Below are 22,371 nucleotides of genomic sequence, written 5' to 3'. Positions count from 1 at the left end.
ATTTTATTTTTTTGATGTTACTAATAATTGACTTACATACCCTGAAACAATCAATGTTACTACCGTACTTGCAATTACTAAAAGGAATATAACACTCCCCTTACTTAAAAGAAAAGATCCATATTCCATTAATCCTGTTGTCGAAGGAATTAGAAATAACGGTAAAAATACTATTAACTTTTCTGCCCCGACCTCAAACCACTTTAATGGAAAAATACGAGTAGAAAGGAGTAGAAACAATATTAACATCCCTATTAAACTTCCTGGCATCGACAGATGGAATACTCCTTGAATCCACGTACCAGCTAAGCTAAACACATATAGCACGCCTACTTGAAGTAAAAGCGTCACGTACTTCATTTCTTTCCCTCATTTCCATATTACGCTTCACTATTATGAAATCTCATTTAATGTTTCCGCAAACCTTGTAACTCCAAGCTGAATTTGTTCTACATTCGCTCTGCCAAAAGTAAATCGGACATATTCACTTTTCGAACCTAGGACGCTTCCTGGGACAAATGCTACACCATTTTGTATAGATTCACCTAGTAAATGATATTCATCAAACGTTCCTTGCACTTTGCACCATAAATGTATTCCGCCCTCAGGAACAAAAAATTCAATCTGATCCCCTAATATTTCTTCAAGCTTTCTAATTAACTCATCTCTTCTTTGTTTCAGTTGTCCACGAAGCAACGTAATATGCGTATGAAAATCCTCAGATTCTAAAAATTGGTTCGCTACCCACTGTGTAAATACACTATGACCGAAATCAACTTGCTGCTTCGCATCTGCCAATCTCTCAATTACGCGCGTGGGGCCAATTACCCAACCAATACGTAATCCTGATGCAACAATTTTTGATAATGAGCTCACATAAAGAACATTCCCATTTTGATCCATCGATTTCAATGTTGGATTCACTTCTCCATTAAAAGAAGTCAAACTATACGGATCATCTTCTACAATCGGTATACCAAATTCAGAAGATAGTTCTAAAACCTTTTTACGTCTTGCCAATGAAAGTACCGTTCCAGTTGGATTTTGATAATCCGGATTTAAAAACACCATACGAATGCGATGCTTTTTGTGCAAATCGATTAAGTCATCTGGATTCATACCATGCTGATCAACTGGTAAACGGAATATTTTTAAACCTGCTGATTTAAACATCGGAAGTGAATAACAATAGGAGGGATCCTCAATTGCAATCGCATCTCCAGGCTTTAACAAACATTGAACGATAAGATTAAGTGCTTGCTGAGCTCCAGATGTAATAAGAATAGAGCTTGAATCTGCTTCTATTTGTTTATATTGCTCGACATGTGCCGCAATGGTTTTTCGCAACATTTCATTTCCAAGCGGATGGTCATAACCGAGATTTCCCATAAATGTTTTCTCCGACAAAATTGTTCGAAATCTATCACTCGGAATTAAATCTGATGACAATTCACCACTCGCTAAATTGATTAAATCATCTTTTTGTGTTTCCGTTCGAATTTGTTGAACAAGTGGTACATTAGGTAAGAACGATCCATCCTCAACGTACCTACCCCAGTTCGGTATTCGTTTATGTGACACACCCCATATATCTGTATTCACCCGAGTGCCGCTTCCTTTTTTCCGTTCTACTACCCCAAGTGATTTCAATTCCTCATAAGCAGCTACGACCGTACTCCGGTTCACTTGTAAATTCTGTGCTAACATACGCTCGGAAGGTAATTTTCTATCAGAAGGGAATTCACCGGTAGAAATGCCTCTTTCAATGTAATCAGCAATTTGTTTATAAACTGGTATCTTATCTTCACGATTCGGTTGCCATTCCATTTAGTTCCCTCCTCTCCAAGCTGGTGCCCTGAACTCATTAATAACAGTATTCACTGCAAAAATGGTATTAATCAAGCGCATGATTTAAAAATGCCTCTACCGTCACATTAAAGCTAGTAGGCTGTTCTAAATAAGGCAAGTGCCCACTATTTTTCAACTCAACGAAGGTCACGTTTCTCAGGTGTTTTTCAAATTCTCTCACATACTTTTCCGGAACAAAATAATCATTCTCTCCTCGTATTATTAATGCAGGACATGCAATGTTAGAGAGGTATGGTCTTTGATCGTAATCAACTAATTCAGCGAATAGCCTTTGAATATGCGTCGGATGAATCATTTGTAGGGATTGATGAAATCCTCGGACAATTGCATCATTATCTTCTACTCCCATTGCTCTCAATAACGTATCAGCCCAAGTTTTCCCTTTATCCTGCAAGCTAAGTAAATCATATACTTCAAGTCGTTCTTTACGATCTGCCGGTTCTAAATAGGGAAATGCATTTACAACAATTAAGCTAGAAATAAAACGTGGATATTGAATAGCAAAATCGATACCCACTCTAGCTCCTTTTGAAAGACCACAAATTGTTACTGATTTTAGCTTTAAATGATTACATAACTCATATAAAACATTTGAATATTCTTTAAAACTAATTTCCATCCCTTCGGATTTCCCATGCCCAGGTAAATCGAGTGAGATTACGGTCCATGTCTTCTTGAAGTATTTTCTTTGATATAACCAATTATTCGAATTTCCTCCAAGACCGTGTAAAAACAATATGACAGGACCCGATCCTTCTATATTGTAAAAAATCTTTCGATTCTTATATTCAAAATACATATTCATCACCTTCAGATGTAGCATCACATATTTTTATCTTTGAATGAATATATCCAAAACGGTTCTCTTTCTAACCACTCAACTGTGCCTGAAATACCGTCTTCATACTCCCTTTCCAGCTCATCCACTTTAGTTGTAAATTGTGATGCATGTGCTCGTAATGCTTCCAATTTTTTCGAAACATATTTTTTCACTTCATTTTTAAAACCTGGAGGTCCTATTTCGTCTTCATGATTTTTCGAAAAAGCTACAGCATAAAAGGCTGGTCGTTTACTTTCCGAAATATTAGCTAAGACCTCTACTACTGCTTCCCCTGTTGCATCGTGATCCGGATGAACTGCATACCCAGGATAGAAAGAAATAACTACAGAAGGATTCAATTCTTCAATACAGTTTTGAATCAAGCTTCTTAATTTTCCAGGCTCTTCAAATTCAAGAGTTTTATCACGATATCCCATCATACGTAAATCTTCAATCCCTAAAATATTTGTAGCTCGCTTTAACTCTTTCTCTCTAATTGTATATAAAGATTCACGAGTTGCAAAAGGTGGATTCCCCATCGCTCTCCCCATTTCACCAAGTGTTAAGCAAACATAGGTAAGAGGGACTTTCTGCTCCGTATAAGCCAAAATTGTGCCAGCCACACAATACGACTCATCATCTGGATGCGGGAAAACAACTAAAACATGGCGCTCATTTTTCATCAATGCATTAACTCCTTCATCATATACACACTCTATAAAATAACGACCGCATACCAAGTAACTCCCACAAGAAGCCCTAAAAGAAGAATGATATAGATAGCAGATAAGTTTTTTACATTCCTCTTTGTAGACTTACCGTAATTCTCTTCTACATTTCGTGCGACTAGTACGGTCCCAAATAGTGATACAACTACAATAATAACAACTAGTGAAATCGCAAAACTCATTGTCTTCCACCTCTCTAAGGCCAGTCTATTTTAAAGCATGAATAAAATACTACCTTTCTTCTCTTATCATAATAGAAGTTTGTAAAAAACGGACCAACCACTTTTGTGTTTTTTTGCTCATCCACTTTAAAAATAAAAAGCAACTGCTCACTTAGGACCAGTTGCTTTTTTACAAGGCTACTTATATTCATTTTCAATTAAAATTAATTCGATTTAAAAGTTTGGTCTTTTCATAATGAAACATTGATTGAGATAGCTCAAAAATTGTTCCATTTACAAGATAAACTGTATTTTCAATAAGAAGCGCTGGATCACCTTCATTTAGTTCTAAAAGCTTTGCATTTTCTTTATTTATTTTTTCACAACTAATAACTTTATCGGCAAAGCCAATATTTAATCGTAAATCCTCAATGAAATAACTGTATACAGAACTTAATGCTATTTCTTCATTCAAATAAGGAATGATATCTTTTTTGAAATAACTTACTTCAATAGAGAATGGTTTCCCATCTACAATTCTTACGCGCTTCAAGAAATATAACCTAGTTCCAATCTCGCATTGCATCCGTTCTACTATCTCTTCATTTGCCTCTATTACTTCAATCTCTAGCACTTTCGTTTCAATATTTTGTGAAACGAGATTTTTCGTTAATCCACGTAAACTTCCTAAATTAATGTAATCTGTTACAGAAGTTTCACGTAAAAACATACCACTACCTTGCACTTGAAAAATATAACCTCTATTCACAAGCTGACTAATTACTTTACGTATCGTATTACGGCTTACTTCAAATCGATTCATCAACGCTTCTTCTGTAGGTAATTTTTTCGTTTCATTAAAAAGCCCATCTCGAATGTTTTGCTCTAACACATCTGCAATTTGTTTATACTTTGCACTCATACACTTTCTCCTAAAATACTCTTTTATCTGTTATAACTCTTCTCCTCTCGTTTCGATCACATGTTTATACCAATGAAACGAAAGTTTCTTCTTACGTTTTAAGTTATCATTATGATCGACAAAAATAAAGCCATATTGCTTTTTATATCCATTTAACCAACTTAATAAATCAATAACTGACCATGCATAATAACCTTTTAAATTAATTCCCTCTTGAATTGCACGCTTCATTACTTTTAAATGCTCTTCAATAAATTTAATTCGCGGAACATCTACAATTTCTCCGTCAATGATTGGATCTTCATCACCAAGTCCATTTTCCGTTACATACATCTTTATGTCACCGTAACGCGCTTTCAACATATGCAATCCATCTAAGAAACCTTCGGGAGATATTTCCCACCCCCATTTGGTATATGTTTTATCATCCATTTTTACTGTTCGATAAAAACCATCGAAAGAAGGATTACCTGGAGCAAGTGTTGAGTTTTCTCGAGAATGCTCCTCGCTCTTTATATCCATATCATATCTTTCTACTCGTATTGGCTGATAATAATTCAAGCCAATAAAATCATTTTTTTCAGCATTTTGTTTAATGATTTCTAATTCTTCAACCGTCCAATTAGGAGTCCACCCATTTTCCTTTAATTGTTGTACAACATAAGACGGATACTCACCTTTTAAAACTGAATCGTAGTACCAGTACGTTTCATATTCATTCGCATGATTTGCTGCTAGTATATTTTCTTTTTGATCATCCACACTATAAGCAGGTAAGAAAACATGTGTAATCCCAATCTCCCCATACTGTTTCAGCTGCTTGTACACCGCAACTGTTTTCGCATGCGCATAAAATACATAATGAGTCGCTTGAAAATACTTTGGAACATCATTTTGTATTCCTGGTGGATGTGCACCTTTTAAATAGCCTAATCCACAAAACATTACTGTTTCATTAAAAGTAATCCAATGTTTCACTCTATCACCAAATGCCTTAAAGCAAATTTCTGCATACTTTACAAAAGCCTCTGCTGTTCGTTTATTCGTCCACCCACCATCTTTTTCTAACGGTAATGGTAGATCCCAATGATATAAAGTGGCAAACGGTACAATCCCGTACTTTAAACATTCATCAATTAAATTGTTATAAAATTCAATTCCTTTTTCATTTACCTCTCCATCTCCAGTCGGCAATATTCTCGCCCAAGAAATCGAAAAACGATACGATTCCAATCCCATCTCAGCCATTAAACGAACATCTTCCTTATATCGATGATAATGATCAACCGCTATATCACCATTTGTTCCATCGTATGTTTTGCCAGGAATTTTTGAAAACTCATCCCAATTCGTAACACCTTTTCCATCCTCATTCCATGCACCTTCTACTTGATAAGAAGCTGAAGCAGCCCCGAATAAAAAATCATGTGGAAACTTCATAATATATACCTCCGTTTCATTACAATAAATCAAATTCATTACTACATATAAAATTTATAGGTGCAAATTTTATATGTAGTAATTATAGCTTAAGTTTCGATTTTTTTCTATCATGAACGTACGATATGTAAAGCTATATTTGATGTTAATTTTTAGAAAACAAAAAAGAAGCGATGTATTTCATCGCTTCTTACTATGACAATCTTTACTCTTTTACAAGTGACTTATTCGCTCTTATAACTTCTTCATAAAGTATTGGGGACCATTTTTCATTTATATAATCTTGAATTACCCAGCCCACTCTCGTAGGATTCTTTTGCTTCATATAGTTTGCAATTTCAGGATTTATGTAGGACGCATAATAATATGGACTATTCCATGCTGTACCACCAGAAGACAAGCTTGTAAAATTAATATATAGATGATTACAATCTTCACTGTTGTTAATCGTTTCATTTATCGTATCTTTAATAGATTTTACTTTCTCATCATAACTCACTTTATATTTATCTTGTACTGTTACATTTACATTTTGATTTACAGTTGTCGTAAACGTCTCATTATCTGGCCAATAAAAATTATTATATCCTCCAGATTCATTACTACCACTGTATCTTTTTAGTAGCACAATTTTTCCTCGAGCATCTCCAAGTCTTATATTCCCTTCTGTTTTTAAAAAGATAGGATCAGGAAAATATTTTTTTTCAAACGTACTACTAAATGAATCTTCTGCCCCTTTCATATCCTCATACTCTTTTTTTAAAGACATAATAATCGTTTCACTTGGATTATCTTTTAAAAATTGTTTCGCTTCATTTATAAATTCATGCAATGTTACATAAAGATATAATGGCCCATGATGAAGAACTATCGTATTATCATCTGTTAAACGCCCTCTAATATCAAAAATTCTAGCTCCGTGATCCATTTGGTAACGAAAATTATATTCTTGCGTCATTCCCCATACTTGCTTTATCGGATTTTGCAACTTGAACGTTCCACTATCATGTGTTCCTGGAATTGAAATTCGTGCTAACGGTACGTTATCGGGTATAGGTTGCATCCATTTTGACCAGTTTTCAAGCCCATTACCAGCGCTAGCAGCAACTGCTTGCTTATCATTGAAAGCAAATACAAATGTGCTAAGTATAGTACTACATATGAATAATTTCAAAATAAACTTCTTATTGCTCATTTTTATCCCTCTCTTTTTCTGTTTTATATCAAACTTATTGAATATAATATAAGCTACTTAATAAATAATGTTTCATAAATATGGTATATTGCATAGAAGTAAAATTTAAAAACATCCACATATTCTCATCTCAATGCATTAAAAAAATTTAATATCCCTTTTCACTAGATAAATTATAGTAAGCAACAACTCGAACTTCAATGGGCTTTCATATGCAATATTTCATATTTGGGTCCTACATGATATAAATAAAAAACTTATAATGATTATTTATTCTATACGTGCTAATATACTTATATTAAAATATAAATACATACCTTATATACTCTGAACTACATTACTCAACAGTTAAAACTTAATTTTTTATTGGGAGGATTTACAATGAAATTATTAAAAATAAAACATATAATTCCTTTATCTGCGGCAGCAATTACATTCGTATGTAATCAAGGTGTAGCTGAGGCTTCCACCATTCATACAGTAAAAAAGAATGATACACTTTGGGGTATCAGTAAACAATATGGAGTTTCAATACAATCTATTAAACAAGCAAATAATAAAGGAAAAGATCAAACTTTTATTGGTGAACAGTTACATATTCCAGGATCCATGAAATCAAATGAGGTCACTGTTCATCAAAACGACAAACCTAAGAACATCTCTGGACAAATTATTTATCAAGTACAGCCGGGAGATTCATTAGAAATTATAGCAAAGCGTTACAATGTTACCGTTCAATCTATAAAACAAATTAACAATACAGTCGGAAACAAGCTTTATACAGGACAACATTTAAAAATCAATTCAAGTATTTCAGAAAAAGAAAAAGACTTAATGGCACGCTTAGTTACTGCTGAGGCAGGTGGCGAATCATATAAAGGAAAAGTAGCGGTGGCGAAAGTTATCTTGAATCGTGTAAATGCAAATGGTTTTCCAAATACAATAACAGGTGTTATTTATGAACCTATTAAACGCGGATATGCATTTACTCCTGTTACCGATGGTAGAATTAATCAGCCTGCAAGCGCAGAAGCAAAAATGGCAGTAGAAGAGGCTATCTCTACAAATGGAATACATTCTGATTGGCTTTATTTTTATAATCCAAAAACTTCAACAAACAAATGGATTACGACACGTCAAACAGTAGCGGTAATCGGTAACCACGTCTTCGCTAAATAAAACTATAATTCTCTTCAAATTTATGCACTTAACAACTATTTCCAATGATTAGCAGACCTCTTTACTTAAAAGGTCTGTTTTTTTTATATGTAAGATTTTATTAATCATATGACATAGTGATCATTTAAATCTATTTCTTCTTTCAAATAAAAACATTTGTATTTACTCCACCACTCAGAGAAATTAAAAAAGCATCAAGTTCAAAAACTCCCTCTTTATTAATAAAAGCTATTTCTTAACTTCATAAAAGTGTTATACACTAAGAAAATAAAAAACAAACTATTCGTTAGCAGGTGAAAGAATATGTATGATGTTACAATTATCGGAGCTGGAGTGAGTAGCATTTTTATGGCTTATTCATTAGCCCAAAGTAACAAAAAGGTTTTAATTCTTGATAAAGGTAAAGCGCTAGAAGATCGCCATTGTCCTTTAGACCAAGGAAAAGTGTGTAATTGTACTACATGTGATAAATATTTCGGGTTTGGTGGTTTAGGAAAATCTGAAGGGAAATTTAATTATACAAACGGATTTGGCGGAGAACTTGAGCAAAAAGTCGGTAAAGAAGGCTTTTTACAACTTATGGCTGAAGTAGATGAGATTCTATGTCAGTTCGGAGGAAATTCTGTTTCAAAATATTCTACAGAAAATCCAACTCTTAATAAGAGAGCTGAAACGTGTGGTTTACAAATGCTAACAACAGAAGTAAGGCATCTTGGTACTACACTTTCAAGTAACATTTTTCAGCAGCTCTATGAATTTTTACTTAACAAAATAGATATCCGATTTCATATAGATGTACAACATGTCGTTAAGCAGCAAGACCATTTTAAAATATCTACAAATCAAGGAACTGTCCATTCTAAGCAATTAGTATTTGCAACTGGGCGTTCTGGAACGGATTGGTTAAAAGAAATGTGCTCTTCCCTTGAAATTGCACAGGAGCAAACCCGTATAGATTTAGGTATTAGGGTAGAGATGAAAGAACATCAATTACGTTCTATATTAAAAGATACATTTGAGACGAAACTTTCTTATCAGCATGAACATTTCACGGCTACTACTTACTGTATGAATCCAAAAGGACGCATTATTCGAAAGTATGAAGAAGGTTTAGTTATGCCTGACGGTCAAAATTTTCGAGAGCAAGGAACTGGCACTTCTAACTTAAATTTCACTTTATTTATCCCGCGCTATTTTCCAACTCTCAAAGAAGCAAATGTATACGCAAGTTCAATTATTAAAAGCATTAACCAAGGACGAAATCGGATTGTTATACAGCGTTTAGAGGACTTAATAAAGAAACAACCTACAGCGGAGAACAACATGAAACATAATCGTATACAGCCTACACTACACGGAGATTATGGAGATTTGAATGAAGAAATTCCTCCATTATATATTGAAGGACTCAAAAAATTTTTATTACGTTTAGAACAATTTATCCAAGAACCTATCGATAAAGATACTTTATTATATGGAATTGATGGAAAGTTCTATGCTCCTACAATAAAAATCAATAACCATTTTGAAACAAGTATGAATGGGCTATTTTTAATTGGAGATTGTTCAGGCGTCACTCATTCATTATCTCAAGCAGCTGCAAGTGGTCTGTATGTTGGAAAATATTTATCAGGTATTTAAACTTTTTAATTAAGATGCCAGTCAAATGTTTTAAGTTTCACCAACACTTTACTTATCTAATAATAGCTTTAACGAAATTATTATCCCTCCCCCGCTGATGATTAAGCCACAAAGAATCAGGATTTTACGGGATATATTGAAAACACATGAAAAACTACATTCTATATAGAATGTAGTTTTCTACTAATTAATATAACCGTTTTCTTCAAGTTGACTTTTCTGGAATTTCAAACTTATTGAATGTCAATGGTTTAAAAACCATCTATTCATTTTCACTTTCATTTGTTCGATATTTTGTAACATCGCCGTAGTGTTTAATATGTTAGGATGTCTATAAGTATTTTTTACTACGACTATGACTTTTTCTGCTCTGTTTCAAAAAAATTAGATGTATGTTACTTCGCTTTAAAATTCTCCATTGTATGTATATGAATACTTCAAATTATTACCTTTAGAAAAATATAATCTAAATGGTTCACCACACTCTAATAGTTATAAAAACATAATATATAACCTTAGTTAAATAAACTCTATAAAGAAGGTGTAAAAATGAAGAATAAAATAAATTTACAAATGCAAAATATAAGCTTTGTTTTAATAATTGCTTTAGCAGTATGGTTAAAAACATATCTTATTACGCGATTCAGTTTTGATTTGAAAATTGAGTCTTCCACACAAGAACTTATTTTGTTTATTAGCCCTCTAGCTGCATCATTAGCATTTGTTGGATTAGCATTATTTGCAACTGGTGAAAAGCGAAATTATATAGCGCTATGTATTAATTTCTTATTAACTATAGTTCTCGTTGGAAATGTAATGTTCTATGATTTTTATAGCGATTTTGTTACGTTACCAGTGCTTGGACAAACATCTAACTTTACACAGTTAGGCGGCAGTATTAAAGAAATATTAAACTACAAAATTATACTCGCATTCGTAGACATTATTTTCTTCTTTATTTTGTTAAAGAAGAAATCGATAGTCTTTAAAACAGGACGTGTAACTCATTCTGCACGCTTGTTATATTTTCTCTTAACGATTGGTGTATTTTTTGCAAATCTACAGCTTGCAGAAAAAGAACGACCTGAATTATTAACGAGATCCTTCGACCGCGTAATGCTTGTGAAAAATTTAGGACTATACACTCATCAAGTATATGATTTAACACTACAAGTAAAAGCTGGATCCCAAAAGGCACTTGCAGATAGTAGTAAATTACAAGAAACTGAAAACTACGTAAAGGCAAACCATAGCGAGCCGAATCCTAACATGTTTGGTGCAGCTAAAGGAAAAAACGTAATTGTCGTTACTCTTGAATCCTTGCAAACCTTTTTAATAGGTGCATCCGTCAATGGTCAAGAAGTTACACCGTTCTTGAATGAATTCATAAATGAAAGCTATTACTTTGATAACTTTTTCCACCAAACTGGTCAAGGAAAAACATCAGATTCTGAATTTCTAATAGATACATCGTTGTATCCATTAAATCGAGGAGCTGTATTCTTCACGCACGGTAACAACGATTATACTGCGACTCCAGAAATTTTACGTCAGCAAGGTTATTTCACTTCTGTATTCCATGCGAATAACGCAACATTTTGGAATCGTAACATTATGTACTCTGCTCTCGGTTATGATCGTTACTATAATGAACTTGATTACAAAATTACACCCGAAACAAATTTAAATTGGGGATTAAAAGATATCGAATACTTTGATCAATCCGTAGATATATTAAAAACTGTTGATCAACCATTTTACGCTCGTTTCCTTACTTTAACAAACCATTATCCATTTACGTATGATGAAGATACAAAATTCATTGAACCATACAACTCTGGTAATGGCGTATTTGATCGCTACATCGTAACAGCACGTTACTTAGACGAATCAATTAAAAAATTTATTGAGCGTTTAAAAGCCGAGGGAATGTATGATGATTCTATTATTGTGTTATATGGTGATCATTATGGCATTTCTGAAAAACATAATCGCGCAATGGCACAGTTTTTAGAAAAAGATCAAATAACAGAATTTGATACTTTAAATTTACAACGCACACCTTTATATATTCATATCCCTGGCCAAACAGAAGGTCAAACTATTTCAAAGCCTACGGGACAAATTGATATGAAACCTACTATTCTAAATTTATTAGGGGTTGATACTACTAACGATATCCGTTTTGGTCATGATATGTTTTCAGATGAATATAACGGATTTGTTGTTTTCCGTGATGGCAGCTTCGTTACAGACAAGTATGCATATACAAATCATACTTTTTATAATCGAGAAACAGGTGAGGTTGTAGATTTACCAAAAAAAGAAGCTCAAGAAATGATTAACCGTGCACAAAATGAGTTACGAATGTCTGACAAAATTATTGAAGGCGATTTATTACGTTTCTCAGAAAGTAATAAAATTAAAACTGGAGAAGTAAAAACTAAAATTAAAGAAACTGAAAAGTAATCTATATAAAGAAAGGGAGCAACTCATTACGGTTGCTCCCTTTTCCCCTCTTATAACACATGATGCAATTTTATATAAAAAACTTGATATATTTTACTTTTATTCTACGCTTGTTTCTAAAGTTAAATCTGTATAGGCATTATCCTCACCTATATTTAAGATTACTTCACATTGACGTAATCTCAATTCAAAGAGCGTTATAGGATCATGATAAACTTCAGGGTTTGATTTCATTTTATGCAGTTTATCTTGTTTTTCTTTTATTTCTAAATGAGTGTTTTTTACAGCTTGTTCCAACGAGCCAAATGGATTTCTAAAGAACATATTAATATCCCGCTCTTGTGTGTTTTCAAATAGCTCAAACTGCAAGAAAAATTTCTTCATAATAGAAGCCGTTACATCGGTATAATCTTCATTTTCTAAATACTGTTTGTATTTGTTATATAGCATAGCTTTATTTTTAGGAAGAACTCCAAATAATTTACCGGCACTTTTCAGTAAAAATTGTGCTGGCGTAAATCGGCGTAAAATATTTACTTCTTCCATTTGTATTCTAGTTGTCATTCTATCAGTATCTCTTCGCCAGTCATCAATTACTTTAAAGTCACATTCTAACTGTATTCGATTTTCTCCAAATAAAGAATTAAGTCCTTCACTGGTTTCTGCTAAGTACAATTGACTTTGAAGGAGCTCGTTATTAGAAGTCGCAATCCAATTTTGCATCGAGCGAGCAAGATTAGGTAATACAGTTTGTTCTAGATATTGTTGCACCCTTTCATTCATCGCTGTATTTAGTTCAATATCAATGTTCCCAAAATCACTTTCTTCACTAATTAAATCGGAACAACTCTGCAATAATTTCGGAATATGTTCTGTAAGATCATTAGTAATTTCGTTTTTCATTGTACGATATGTTTCTGTAATTAAATGAATTTTTTCCTTCTCAAAAGCAGTAAGGTTATTAATACAAGCATTTAGTTTAACTAACATATCTTCATTCCAATTAATAGAATCCACTAGATTATTTTCTCTCTCGACGCGTTTATCCAAAAGATATGTAATTGTTTTTCGAATGAAAAACAATAGCTTTTCAGTACGTTCTGCATCGATATTTTTATGGTTAAAGTTAAAATGAATAAACTCAGTTAAATCGTTTAGTTGTTTACTATTTGTATATAACGAAGAATAAGGGAAAACTCTTGCATTAGGGAAATATGTATTTATTCTCACTTGCGTATCTTGTATAACTCTTTTTGCTTCTGCTTCATTGTAAATGTTATCGATTTTATTTAATAAGAAATGAACTTGTAGATTTGGTGTATGTTCTTGGATACTTAATAGAATGTCACGTTCTTTGTCAGTAAAAGGTGAATCCGTATTCAATACGAATAATAATTCATCTACAGAGTTTAAATATTCAAACACCTCATCTCTCGCGTCATTGTTCCTATTAAAGCTAGGTGTAACAACGAATGTAAGTTTATTTTTACTTAAAAACCTGCATGGTAATTTAAATTCAACACACGCTCTATCTCTATATGTTTGACGATGCACTGCCATCATGTTATGGAAATCAGAGAAATTCTCAGTTGTTGTAATTTCCGAATCTGTTATAGCGTTAATTTCTGTATAAGCGTCATTTTTAAAAACAACTACATTTGAGATTGAGTTTTCTAATATATTTTCTCCTAAAATAGAGTTAATAAATGAAGCTTTTCCGTTCCCTGAAGTTCCAGTTACTAATAGGCGATTTGTTCTTAAATCTGCAAGCTCACCAACTAACCAGCTAAATCGGTTACCCATTTCTAAATCATGTTCTTGTGCCCAGTGTGTAATAGATTCAAAAAGATGTAAACTATACTCTAAGCCATTCACATGATTAATAGAATATGACAGTAGGTCTTCTGCATCTTTTATATCCGCTGAATCTATTTTAGAAGGAAAAATCTCATCCCATGCCAATACTGCTGCAGATGGAAATACAGCATGAGAGGGATTGACTACCTTTAACCAATTTGTTAACAGGTTTGGAATGATATCGTGTAATTGTCTAAGCATATATTGACCTTGAATTAATTCAAAGTATGTTTCTTCGTAAAGAGAAGAAATTTCGTCCCATATATCGGACGAATGTATTTCGATATGTATGAAAAATTCATTTATTGTGTTGAGCCATAATAAGTAATTTTGTTCATCTTTATAGCTGTGCCAAAGTGATGAAACAATTTGCGTAAATTGTACTTGATCTACATTATTTAATGTAACTAATACTTTATAAAAATAGTCTGGTGAAATATTTTTAGTAAATCCTTTATCGATATATTCTTTTAGAACCTCAAACCACGGATAAGATTCTGTTCGAATTAACTCGTTCACAGCAAGCTCTACTGCACTATCAAAATCTTGCTGTTCTTCATAAAAGGAACGGGCAATTGTTGTGACGTTTGGATAATCGGGATTTAAAGAAACCGCTTCTTTTATAACAGCGAAAGCTGAATCAAAATTATTTTGCTCGATGTAAAGAGACAGTAATTGCAGTACAATTTCGGTCATAAGTATTTTGTTATCAGTAGTAATGGAAGTATACACATTTTCAGCAACTGATAATTGGTTAAGTTCGAAGTAAGCATCCGCAATATTTTTTTGTGCCCATGGTGCTAGTTCATTACTAACTTTCTCCCATTTAAAAATAGCTGCTTCAAAATCTTGATGGTGATAATAAAATTCACCTTGTGCAAAACGAATATAAGATCCATCAGAAATCTCATTTTTTTCTTCGTTTACATAAGCTTCTCCAAGTACTTGAAGAGGTGGGTGTGTTTCATTCTCCATTAGGAATGTTTCATAATACATCTTTTTTATTAATTGTTTTTCTAATCTCATCTTTTCCCCCACTATATCTCGAAAATACATTTTTGAGATATGTCAATACTTTTTTGTATGTATGCTTTTTATCTTAACAAAGAATTCCTTTTAGAAAATTTCATTTTCCTTTCATTTTTCAAGTAAGATTGAATTTTTATGAGAAAAGTTTCAGTTTTTTTTCAATTCCCTTTCAGTTGTGAAACAACATTAAATGTTCCTAATAACCTAATAACACTATAATATTCCACATTATATTATCAGGAAAACTATATATATATTATATTATAAAAACAACCTATAACGAATATATATGCAAGATTCCCTTCGCTAATAAATAAAAGAAATCATTATAATATATTTCTCACATTGTTTTCCTTTGAAATATTTCAGTAGTTACGTAATTAAATTCCATTAACCTATATAAATAACTAGTCCAAAAAAAATCTATATGCATATCATGTTATAGTAAAGAATCCAGGAAATCCTAAAAAGGAGGCATTTTCATGTTTGAAGATAAATCTAAAATAAATTACCCATATGAATTTACTGAAACTACAACAGTCCCTCTAAAAAACCCCATCAATAAAACTTTCAAAAACGGCTCTGGTACACATAACTTCCCAATTAAAAAGCATTATAAAGAGCAGGTTTTATATACTGAAAAAATTAATAATAATAAAAATAAATAACCGCATAAATCCTTGTAACGATGTGCCAAATAAGAATCTATATTAGACCTTGCATAGTTATGTTTTTATTAATGTATAAATCTTTCTTATACAACTCATGTACTTTTAAAAAGTGCTGATATACAGCGCTTTTTTATACATAGATAATGGAAGAACTTGAATTATAAATATAAGGTATGGATTTTTTCCATACCTTTTTTGTTCTTTGCTATTTATAAATGGAGTACGCTCATGTTTACTTTGCATAATAGCACTTTAATGGCCCTTCTAGAAGTCGTTGTATTGAATTTATATAATACCTTGAATATTTTGCGTCTATTTTTTCTTAAGGGATATTTATTCGGGTTACTTATTAGATTATCAATTATATCCCTTCCGATTCCTACTTTTTATAGGTCATTATTGCTCTATTATATATATTTAAAAATTTACTAAGCGTTGTTTCAAAGCTACTTAGTTTTCATAAAATATTTTTTGTTTTCGTTGGAACGAATAGGCTTTAATCTCATCTGTATCTAAATTTTCATGAAATAAATGAATGGCTATAATTTGTCTACAATCGTAGGTATGGTAATAATATGTTCCGGACTCCATACACATTACGCTTGTATATATGGTATTATCTAATGTACCTTCTTCTGTTATTACTCCACCTTTAGGAACCTCGCAATTTGATAAGATATGAAAAAGGGCCGATACTCCCTCTTCTTCGCTATCTATATCTTGAATATTTTGTTTGCCATATGCTGCCCGCACAAACCTTGATGGCGGGGTGAAATCCCCAGGAAGTCCCATTGAGCCTGAGCCTTGCCCAAAAGCACTTAATGGTAAATCACTCCACTCTGTTGGCGCGAATGGCTGCGCTTTAAGGCCAATATATTGTCTTAAATTTTGTAAATGCCAATTAAACTCCGGACTATTAGTTATCACTCCTAGTGGGTTGTCATACATTTTTAATCCTTCATTTGTCGGCTCCAGTACAATACAATCTCCCCATTTATCCGCTAAAATCCAATGTAGTGGTGGCGTAAGTCCTAAATCCGGTAATGGTATATCCAAAAAGGTAATGCTATCTACAGACTTCTTTAACTCTTTGACAGAATTGAATTGTGTAAGACTCCAAGTCACAAAATCAAATGGAGCCAGATTCGTTTTGTTATCATCTATACTTTTACTATAAGTAGCGAATCCTGGAAAATAGAGTGTTGCACATGTCATACCTGCTTCATTTACTCCGTCCGCCATAATGACCCTTCCTTGATGATTAATCCCCATTCCGACCGTAGCATGTTTCGTATTAATGATTTCACCAGTTATATTATTCCACTGGTAATGTCGAGGAATGATTATTACTTCTTGATTCAAATCTAATGTGAAATCCATCGTTCTTGCAAAAAGATGCTGACCGTTTTTTGTCTGTAATGTCAAACTAGTACACATAAAGAACACCCCATTTTATGGTTTTATATACACTTTACATAATTCTGATAAATCTGTAAATTAAAAACCATTTCCTTACAAAAAAATGGGAAAGCACATATAAATTACAAATAGGTTATTTCTAGTTTATAAATGAATTTAAAAAAAGGAGCGACTTGTTACTATCGCTCCTTTTTATTTCTCTCTATATTTTATTAAAATAACTAGGAACCATTTTTTCTCTATGGACAGTATACCTACATAACCCTCTTAAACATCTTCTCCAACTCATAAGTAGAATGATGCACCAGAATCGGTCTTCCATGCGGACATGTATATGGGTTTGTTGTTGTACGAAGTTCTTCAAGTAAAGCGAATATTTGATCGTTCGTTAAATATTGATTTGCCTTAATCGATGCTTTACAGCTCATCATAATAGCTGCTTCTTCACGTAATTTTTTAATATCAACTTTTTTTAGTTTGACGACTTGCTCCATCATCTCATCAATGATTTCTGTTTCTTGTCCTTTCGGGAACCACGTTGGATGCGAACGAACGATAAAGGATTGATGGCCAAACTGCTCTAAAAATAGTCCGACTTTTTTTAGTTCTTCTAACTGCTCTTCGACACGTAAAAATTCGGTAAGAGATAAATCGATGCGGTACGGTACAAGTAATTCTTGTACTTCTTGCGTAACTCGTCCCACTTTATCACGGAAATATTCATAATTGATGCGCTCCTGCGCAGCATGCTGATCAATCATATATAGCCCGTTATCATTTTGAGCGAAAATATATGTTCCGTGCATCTGTCCAATTGGATAAAGCGGCGGTAAGTCATTACCGTTCATTTCAATCTCTTCTATCTCCCCGACTTCTTCTTCCAATTCCTCTAATTCAAAATCGTCATCGTTGCTAGTCCATTCCTTTTCCTCCCGAACCGTTTCCGGCTTAGAGGATGGCTGCCAGCTTTGCTCTTCTCTTACGAGTGACTGTGGTGGTTGCCATTCTTGCTTCGGCGGTTGCCACAGTTGTGCTGGTTGTTTTACAGTCGTTGTTTCTTCTTGTTTCTCATCCATTCCTGTTGGTAAAACGATGTTAGGCATAGATGATTCTCTCGGTTTTGTATGCTCAAACTTAAACTGTTCTTGCACACTTTCATCTTTTTCTTTTTTCTTCGTTGTTACACCAGCATCTGGAATGAGTTGTATTTTTTTGAATGCAGCTTGCAATGTTTCTTCGATAAGCTTTAGCAATTCTTGTTCTTTACTAAAGCGTACTTCTAATTTTGCTGGATGTACGTTGACATCAACAAGCATTGGATCCATTTCAATTGATAAGAAGCCGATTGGGTATCGTCCGATTGGCAATAACGTATGATATCCTTGCTGAATTGCTTTCATTAATACGAAATTTCGAACGTAACGGCCATTTACAATCGTTGACATATAGTTACGCGACGCTCTCGTTACTTCTGGTAATGTTACATATCCTTTAATTGTAAAGTCTAGAGATTCAGCTTCAATCGGAATAAGCTTCTTCGCAACTTGAATGCTGTAAATCGATGCAAGTACTTGTCTTACATCACCGTTTCCTGATGTATGAAGCAATTTCTTTTCATTATGAAACAGTTTTAACGATACTTCTGGGTGAGACATTGCAATACGATACACGATATCTGTAATGTTCCCAAGCTCTGTATGAATAGTTTTCATATATTTAAGACGCGCTGGTGTATTAAAAAATAAGTTTTTTACAGTAATATCTGTTCCTTTTCGGCTTGCCGTTTTCTCTTGTTTTATAATGTCTCCACCTTTAATACTAAGGTGTGTACCAGGCGCATCACCTGTGCTCGTAATTAACTCTAATTCACTCACTGAGGCAATACTCGGCAGGGCCTCTCCGCGGAAACCGAGCGTTCTTATACGAAATAAATCATTTTCATCTTTAATTTTACTCGTTGCGTGTCGTTCAAATGCAACGATACAATCTTCTTCAGCAATACCATCTCCATTATCGATGATGCGAATCTTCGATAATCCAGCTTCTTCTAAGTGGATTTCAATAGATGTACTATTCGCATCGATGGAATTTTCCACGAGTTCTTTTACAACTGAGGCAGGGCGCTCTACTACTTCCCCTGCCGCAATTAAGTTAGAGAGTTGATCATCGAGTTTGCGAATTTTCCCCATCTACTTACTCATCCTTTCTTTAACTTTTTCTGTAAACGATACAGTTCATTCATCGCTTCTAAAGGCGTCATATCGAGTAAATCAATCTTTTTAATTTGTGCAAGTACTGCCGTTTCTTTTGCATCTAGAACTGACTTGTCTTGTTTTTTCGAAGACTGTTCTCCACCAAAGAATGATAATTGCGATTCTTCCTCAGTCTCTACTTTCGTCTCTTGTATTTCTGCTGGTTCTTCTTTTACAACAACTGGTTCTGGAGCGACTTCTGGCACTTTCACTTCTACTCGTTTCGGAATAACAATTTCTTCCTGTCCTTCTAGTTGTGCTAACACTTCTTTCGCGCGAGCGATTAAACTCTCTGGAAGCTCGGCAAGTTGAGCAACGTGAATTCCGTAACTTTTATCAGCCGCTCCATCTTGAATTTTATGAAGGAAAACTACTTTTCCATTCTCTTCAATTGCTGAAACATGTACATTCTTTAGTTGGTCTAAACTTTCTTCTAACACTGTTAATTCATGATAATGTGTAGAGAATAATGTTTTCGCACCAATTTGGTCATGAATATGTTCAATGATTGCTTGCGCAAGTGCCATACCATCATACGTAGATGTACCGCGTCCAATTTCATCGAATAAAATTAAACTTCTCTCTGATGCATTTGCAATTGCATTTTTCGCTTCTAACATTTCAACCATAAATGTACTTTGACCTGAGATTAAATCATCCGCTGCACCAATTCTCGTAAAGATTTGATCGAAGACAGGTAATACTGCTTCTGTCGCTGGTACAAAACAACCAATTTGTGACATAACAGTAACAAGTGCTAATTGTCTCATATACGTACTTTTACCAGACATGTTCGGTCCTGTAATTAAAAAGACATCCATCTTCTCCGGCATAATACAATCATTCGGTACATACAATTTCCCGTTCAATACTTTTTCAACGACAGGATGACGACCATCTTTAATAAAGATTTCGCGCTTATTTGTTAAAACAGGTTTTACAAACTGCTCTTCTTCACTAACTGTCGCAAAGCTTTGCAGTACGTCTAGTTCACTAATTACTTTCGCTAAATGCTGTAATTTCGGAATGAATACTTTTACTTCTTCGCGAAGTGCTGTAAATAAATCGTATTCTAATTGTACAATTTTCTCTTCTGCTTCTAAGATTAATGTTTCTTTTTCTTTTAGCTCATCTGTTATGAAACGCTCTGCATTTGCAAGTGTTTGTTTACGCTCATAGCGCCCTTCTGGAAGTGCTGCAAGATTAGCCTTCGTCACTTCAATATAGTAGCCGAAAATACGGTTGTACCCAATTTTTAATGATTTAACCCCTGTAATATCACGCTCTCGTTTTTCAAGCTCAGCAATCCACGTTTTTCCGTTTTTACTAACGTAACGATATTGATCAAGCTTATCATTATAGCCATCTTTAATAATATCTCCATCTTTAATAGAAAGCGGTGGGTTTTCTTGAATACTTCTTCCTAGTAATTCAGTTAAGCTCTCACATGGATCTGCACCTTGAATTAACCTTGCTGCATAAGCATTATCTAACAGACTAATCGCTTCTAAAATAGCTGGTACTTGCAGTAAAGAACGTCTTAATTGTAATAAGTCCCGTGCATTTACATTACCAAATGCAACTTTCCCTGCTAAACGCTCTAAATCATATACTTCTTTTAACTTTTCTTTTAAATCTTCACGTAAGAAGTAATCATTTACAAACGTTTCAACCATTTCTAAACGCTCTTCAACTTTTTCTTTCTGGATAAGTGGACGTTCCATCCACTGTTTTAACATACGCCCACCCATAGCCGTTTTTGTTTTGTCTAATAGCCATAATAATGAGCCTGTCTTTTCCTTCGTGCGAAGAGTCTCTGTTAACTCTAAATTGCGTTTTGAATGCACATCAATTTTCATAAATTGATTCGTGTAATAAATTTCTACTGGTTGCAAGTGATCTAACGAACGTTTTTGTGTTCTTATCACATAGTTAAATAAGCGTCCAATTGCTTTAATTAATTTTGCTTGGGAAACACTTTTCACAAGATGTTCTAATCCTTCTGGAATAGTTGTTGTATCTTCATACGAAATCGTCATTTTTAATGTTTCAGTTAACTTATTTAATTCATCTTTTGAAAATGTAGAATCTACAACAATTTCTTTTGAACCAGTCGCATACACTTCTAATAAAATATCTTCTACTGAACCAGTTAATAACGTCACTGTATTTTGTCCAGTCGTTAAGTCATTACAAGCTAGCGCATAAGATCCATCTTCGAAATGTGTTAATGCTGCTAAGAAGTTATTCTCCTTCTCGTCTATTGTACGCCCTTCCATCATCGTTCCTGGCGTAATTAGTTGTACTACTTCACGACGTACTACACCTTTAGCTGTTTTTGGGTCTTCCACTTGCTCACAAACAGCTACTTTATATCCTTTTTCAACAAGTTGTTCAATATAATTTTTAGCTGCATGATGCGGTACACCACACATCGGTATACGTTCACTACTACCACCATCTCGGCTCGTTAATGTAATTTCAAGTTCATGAGCTGCTTTAACCGCATCTTCAAAGAACATTTCATAAAAATCACCTAATCGGAAAAATAAAAAGGCATCTTGATAGTCTGCCTTAACCTTTAAGTATTGCTGTATCATAGGCGTATATTGCGTCATGTCTTTCCTCCATAATTCTTACATAATAATCTATATTCATATATGTCACACTTCACGGACATCCATATCTCCTATTCCAGGAGTCTTTCCTCATTATAGCA

Annotated in this window: 16 protein-coding genes; 4 read left to right on the top strand and 12 right to left on the bottom strand. The window is 33.7% G+C overall.

Annotated elements, in window-relative coordinates; genetic code table 11:
* Nucleotides 1–3 precede the first annotated feature (3 nt).
* The 8 genes from MHH66_RS08050 to MHH66_RS08015 form a co-directional block, all read right to left on the bottom strand.
* Complete coding sequence (locus MHH66_RS08050) at nt 4–360, bottom strand: CidA/LrgA family holin-like protein (RefSeq protein WP_002190466.1); 357 nt, start codon at nt 358–360, stop codon at nt 4–6.
* A gap of 33 nt (nt 361–393) precedes the next feature.
* On the bottom strand, nt 394–1,827 hold the full coding sequence (gene pdxR / locus MHH66_RS08045; protein ID WP_002033714.1) for a MocR-like pyridoxine biosynthesis transcription factor PdxR: 1,434 nt from the start codon (nt 1,825–1,827) through the stop codon (nt 394–396).
* Nucleotides 1,828–1,894: 67 nt separating this feature from the next.
* Nucleotides 1,895–2,692 carry an alpha/beta fold hydrolase gene (locus tag MHH66_RS08040; RefSeq protein WP_002185094.1) on the bottom strand — a complete coding sequence of 266 codons (798 nt, stop codon included), beginning with the start codon at nt 2,690–2,692 and terminating at the stop codon, nt 1,895–1,897.
* Complete coding sequence (gene bshB2 / locus MHH66_RS08035) at nt 2,692–3,372, bottom strand: bacillithiol biosynthesis deacetylase BshB2 (protein ID WP_078184328.1); 681 nt, start codon at nt 3,370–3,372, stop codon at nt 2,692–2,694. Before bshB2 ends, MHH66_RS08040 begins: the two co-directional genes overlap by 1 nt.
* Nucleotides 3,373–3,404: 32 nt before the next feature.
* Nucleotides 3,405–3,599 (bottom strand): hypothetical protein, encoded by a 195-nt coding sequence (locus tag MHH66_RS08030; protein ID WP_002014626.1) that lies wholly within the window; start codon nt 3,597–3,599, stop codon nt 3,405–3,407.
* Between the two features lie 193 nt (nt 3,600–3,792).
* Nucleotides 3,793–4,500 (bottom strand): GntR family transcriptional regulator, encoded by a 708-nt coding sequence (locus MHH66_RS08025; RefSeq protein WP_002088023.1) that lies wholly within the window; start codon nt 4,498–4,500, stop codon nt 3,793–3,795.
* Between the two features lie 30 nt (nt 4,501–4,530).
* Nucleotides 4,531–5,940, bottom strand: a complete 1,410-nt coding sequence (locus tag MHH66_RS08020) for a glycoside hydrolase family 1 protein (protein WP_002167763.1) — start codon at nt 5,938–5,940, stop codon at nt 4,531–4,533.
* Nucleotides 5,941–6,145: 205 nt separating this feature from the next.
* On the bottom strand, nt 6,146–7,135 hold the full coding sequence (locus MHH66_RS08015; protein ID WP_002128693.1) for a phosphatidylinositol-specific phospholipase C: 990 nt from the start codon (nt 7,133–7,135) through the stop codon (nt 6,146–6,148).
* A 381-nt stretch (nt 7,136–7,516) separates the two neighbouring features.
* On the opposite strand from MHH66_RS08015, the gene MHH66_RS08010 reads away from it, so the two are divergent.
* The 3 genes from MHH66_RS08010 (at nt 7,517) to MHH66_RS08000 (ending at nt 12,424) form a co-directional block, all read left to right on the top strand.
* Complete coding sequence (locus MHH66_RS08010) at nt 7,517–8,314, top strand: cell wall hydrolase (protein WP_002088026.1); 798 nt, start codon at nt 7,517–7,519, stop codon at nt 8,312–8,314.
* Between the two features lie 303 nt (nt 8,315–8,617).
* Nucleotides 8,618–9,955 (top strand): NAD(P)/FAD-dependent oxidoreductase, encoded by a 1,338-nt coding sequence (locus MHH66_RS08005; RefSeq protein WP_078184329.1) that lies wholly within the window; start codon nt 8,618–8,620, stop codon nt 9,953–9,955.
* 549 nt (nt 9,956–10,504) lie between these two features.
* A complete protein-coding gene (locus MHH66_RS08000; protein WP_078184330.1) occupies nt 10,505–12,424 on the top strand; it encodes an LTA synthase family protein in 1,920 nt (639 codons plus the stop codon).
* Nucleotides 12,425–12,523: 99 nt separating this feature from the next.
* Here MHH66_RS08000 and MHH66_RS07995 read toward each other — a convergent pair whose 3' ends face one another.
* Nucleotides 12,524–15,307: a dynamin family protein gene (locus tag MHH66_RS07995; RefSeq protein WP_063219187.1), complete on the bottom strand. Its 2,784-nt coding sequence runs from the start codon at nt 15,305–15,307 to the stop codon at nt 12,524–12,526.
* A 485-nt stretch (nt 15,308–15,792) separates the two neighbouring features.
* Here MHH66_RS07995 and MHH66_RS07990 point away from each other — a divergent pair, with 485 nt between their 5' ends.
* Nucleotides 15,793–15,978: a hypothetical protein gene (locus tag MHH66_RS07990; protein ID WP_000461142.1), complete on the top strand. Its 186-nt coding sequence runs from the start codon at nt 15,793–15,795 to the stop codon at nt 15,976–15,978.
* Nucleotides 15,979–16,431: 453 nt separating this feature from the next.
* Here MHH66_RS07990 and MHH66_RS07985 read toward each other — a convergent pair whose 3' ends face one another.
* From MHH66_RS07985 to mutS, 3 genes are all read right to left on the bottom strand, one after another.
* Nucleotides 16,432–17,418 carry a choloylglycine hydrolase family protein gene (locus MHH66_RS07985; protein WP_063219186.1) on the bottom strand — a complete coding sequence of 329 codons (987 nt, stop codon included), beginning with the start codon at nt 17,416–17,418 and terminating at the stop codon, nt 16,432–16,434.
* Nucleotides 17,419–17,654: 236 nt separating this feature from the next.
* Entirely contained in the window at nt 17,655–19,589 is a 1,935-nt protein-coding gene (gene mutL / locus MHH66_RS07980; protein ID WP_063219185.1) for a DNA mismatch repair endonuclease MutL, read from the bottom strand.
* Between the two features lie 8 nt (nt 19,590–19,597).
* Nucleotides 19,598–22,270, bottom strand: coding sequence for a DNA mismatch repair protein MutS (mutS, locus tag MHH66_RS07975; RefSeq protein ID WP_002190482.1), 2,673 nt, complete (start codon nt 22,268–22,270; stop codon nt 19,598–19,600).
* Nucleotides 22,271–22,371 lie beyond the last annotated feature (101 nt).

This window comes from Bacillus sp. FSL H8-0492 (genome assembly GCF_038006145.1).
Classification (GTDB): Bacteria; Bacillota; Bacilli; order Bacillales; family Bacillaceae_G; genus Bacillus_A; species Bacillus_A mycoides.
The sequence above is the reverse complement of the archived record's forward strand: the minus strand, read 5'-3'. Positions and strand labels throughout refer to the sequence as shown.

What these genes read in the sequence shown, in the direction of transcription:
- MHH66_RS08020 (WP_002167763.1), bottom strand. Translation starts at nt 5,940, where the DNA reads ATGAAGTTTCCACATGATTTTTTATTCGGGGCTGCTTCAGCTTCTTAT.
- MHH66_RS08005 (WP_078184329.1), top strand. Translation starts at nt 8,618, where the DNA reads ATGTATGATGTTACAATTATCGGAGCTGGAGTGAGTAGCATTTTTATG.
- mutS (WP_002190482.1), bottom strand. Translation starts at nt 22,270, where the DNA reads ATGACGCAATATACGCCTATGATACAGCAATACTTAAAGGTTAAGGCA.
- MHH66_RS08000 (WP_078184330.1), top strand. Translation starts at nt 10,505, where the DNA reads ATGAAGAATAAAATAAATTTACAAATGCAAAATATAAGCTTTGTTTTA.
- MHH66_RS07985 (WP_063219186.1), bottom strand. Translation starts at nt 17,418, where the DNA reads ATGTGTACTAGTTTGACATTACAGACAAAAAACGGTCAGCATCTTTTT.
- MHH66_RS08050 (WP_002190466.1), bottom strand. Translation starts at nt 360, where the DNA reads ATGAAGTACGTGACGCTTTTACTTCAAGTAGGCGTGCTATATGTGTTT.
- MHH66_RS07995 (WP_063219187.1), bottom strand. Translation starts at nt 15,307, where the DNA reads ATGAGATTAGAAAAACAATTAATAAAAAAGATGTATTATGAAACATTC.
- MHH66_RS08030 (WP_002014626.1), bottom strand. Translation starts at nt 3,599, where the DNA reads ATGAGTTTTGCGATTTCACTAGTTGTTATTATTGTAGTTGTATCACTA.
- MHH66_RS07990 (WP_000461142.1), top strand. Translation starts at nt 15,793, where the DNA reads ATGTTTGAAGATAAATCTAAAATAAATTACCCATATGAATTTACTGAA.
- MHH66_RS08015 (WP_002128693.1), bottom strand. Translation starts at nt 7,135, where the DNA reads ATGAGCAATAAGAAGTTTATTTTGAAATTATTCATATGTAGTACTATA.
- pdxR (WP_002033714.1), bottom strand. Translation starts at nt 1,827, where the DNA reads ATGGAATGGCAACCGAATCGTGAAGATAAGATACCAGTTTATAAACAA.
- MHH66_RS08025 (WP_002088023.1), bottom strand. Translation starts at nt 4,500, where the DNA reads ATGAGTGCAAAGTATAAACAAATTGCAGATGTGTTAGAGCAAAACATT.
- MHH66_RS08010 (WP_002088026.1), top strand. Translation starts at nt 7,517, where the DNA reads ATGAAATTATTAAAAATAAAACATATAATTCCTTTATCTGCGGCAGCA.
- MHH66_RS08040 (WP_002185094.1), bottom strand. Translation starts at nt 2,692, where the DNA reads ATGCTACATCTGAAGGTGATGAATATGTATTTTGAATATAAGAATCGA.
- bshB2 (WP_078184328.1), bottom strand. Translation starts at nt 3,372, where the DNA reads ATGAAAAATGAGCGCCATGTTTTAGTTGTTTTCCCGCATCCAGATGAT.
- mutL (WP_063219185.1), bottom strand. Translation starts at nt 19,589, where the DNA reads ATGGGGAAAATTCGCAAACTCGATGATCAACTCTCTAACTTAATTGCG.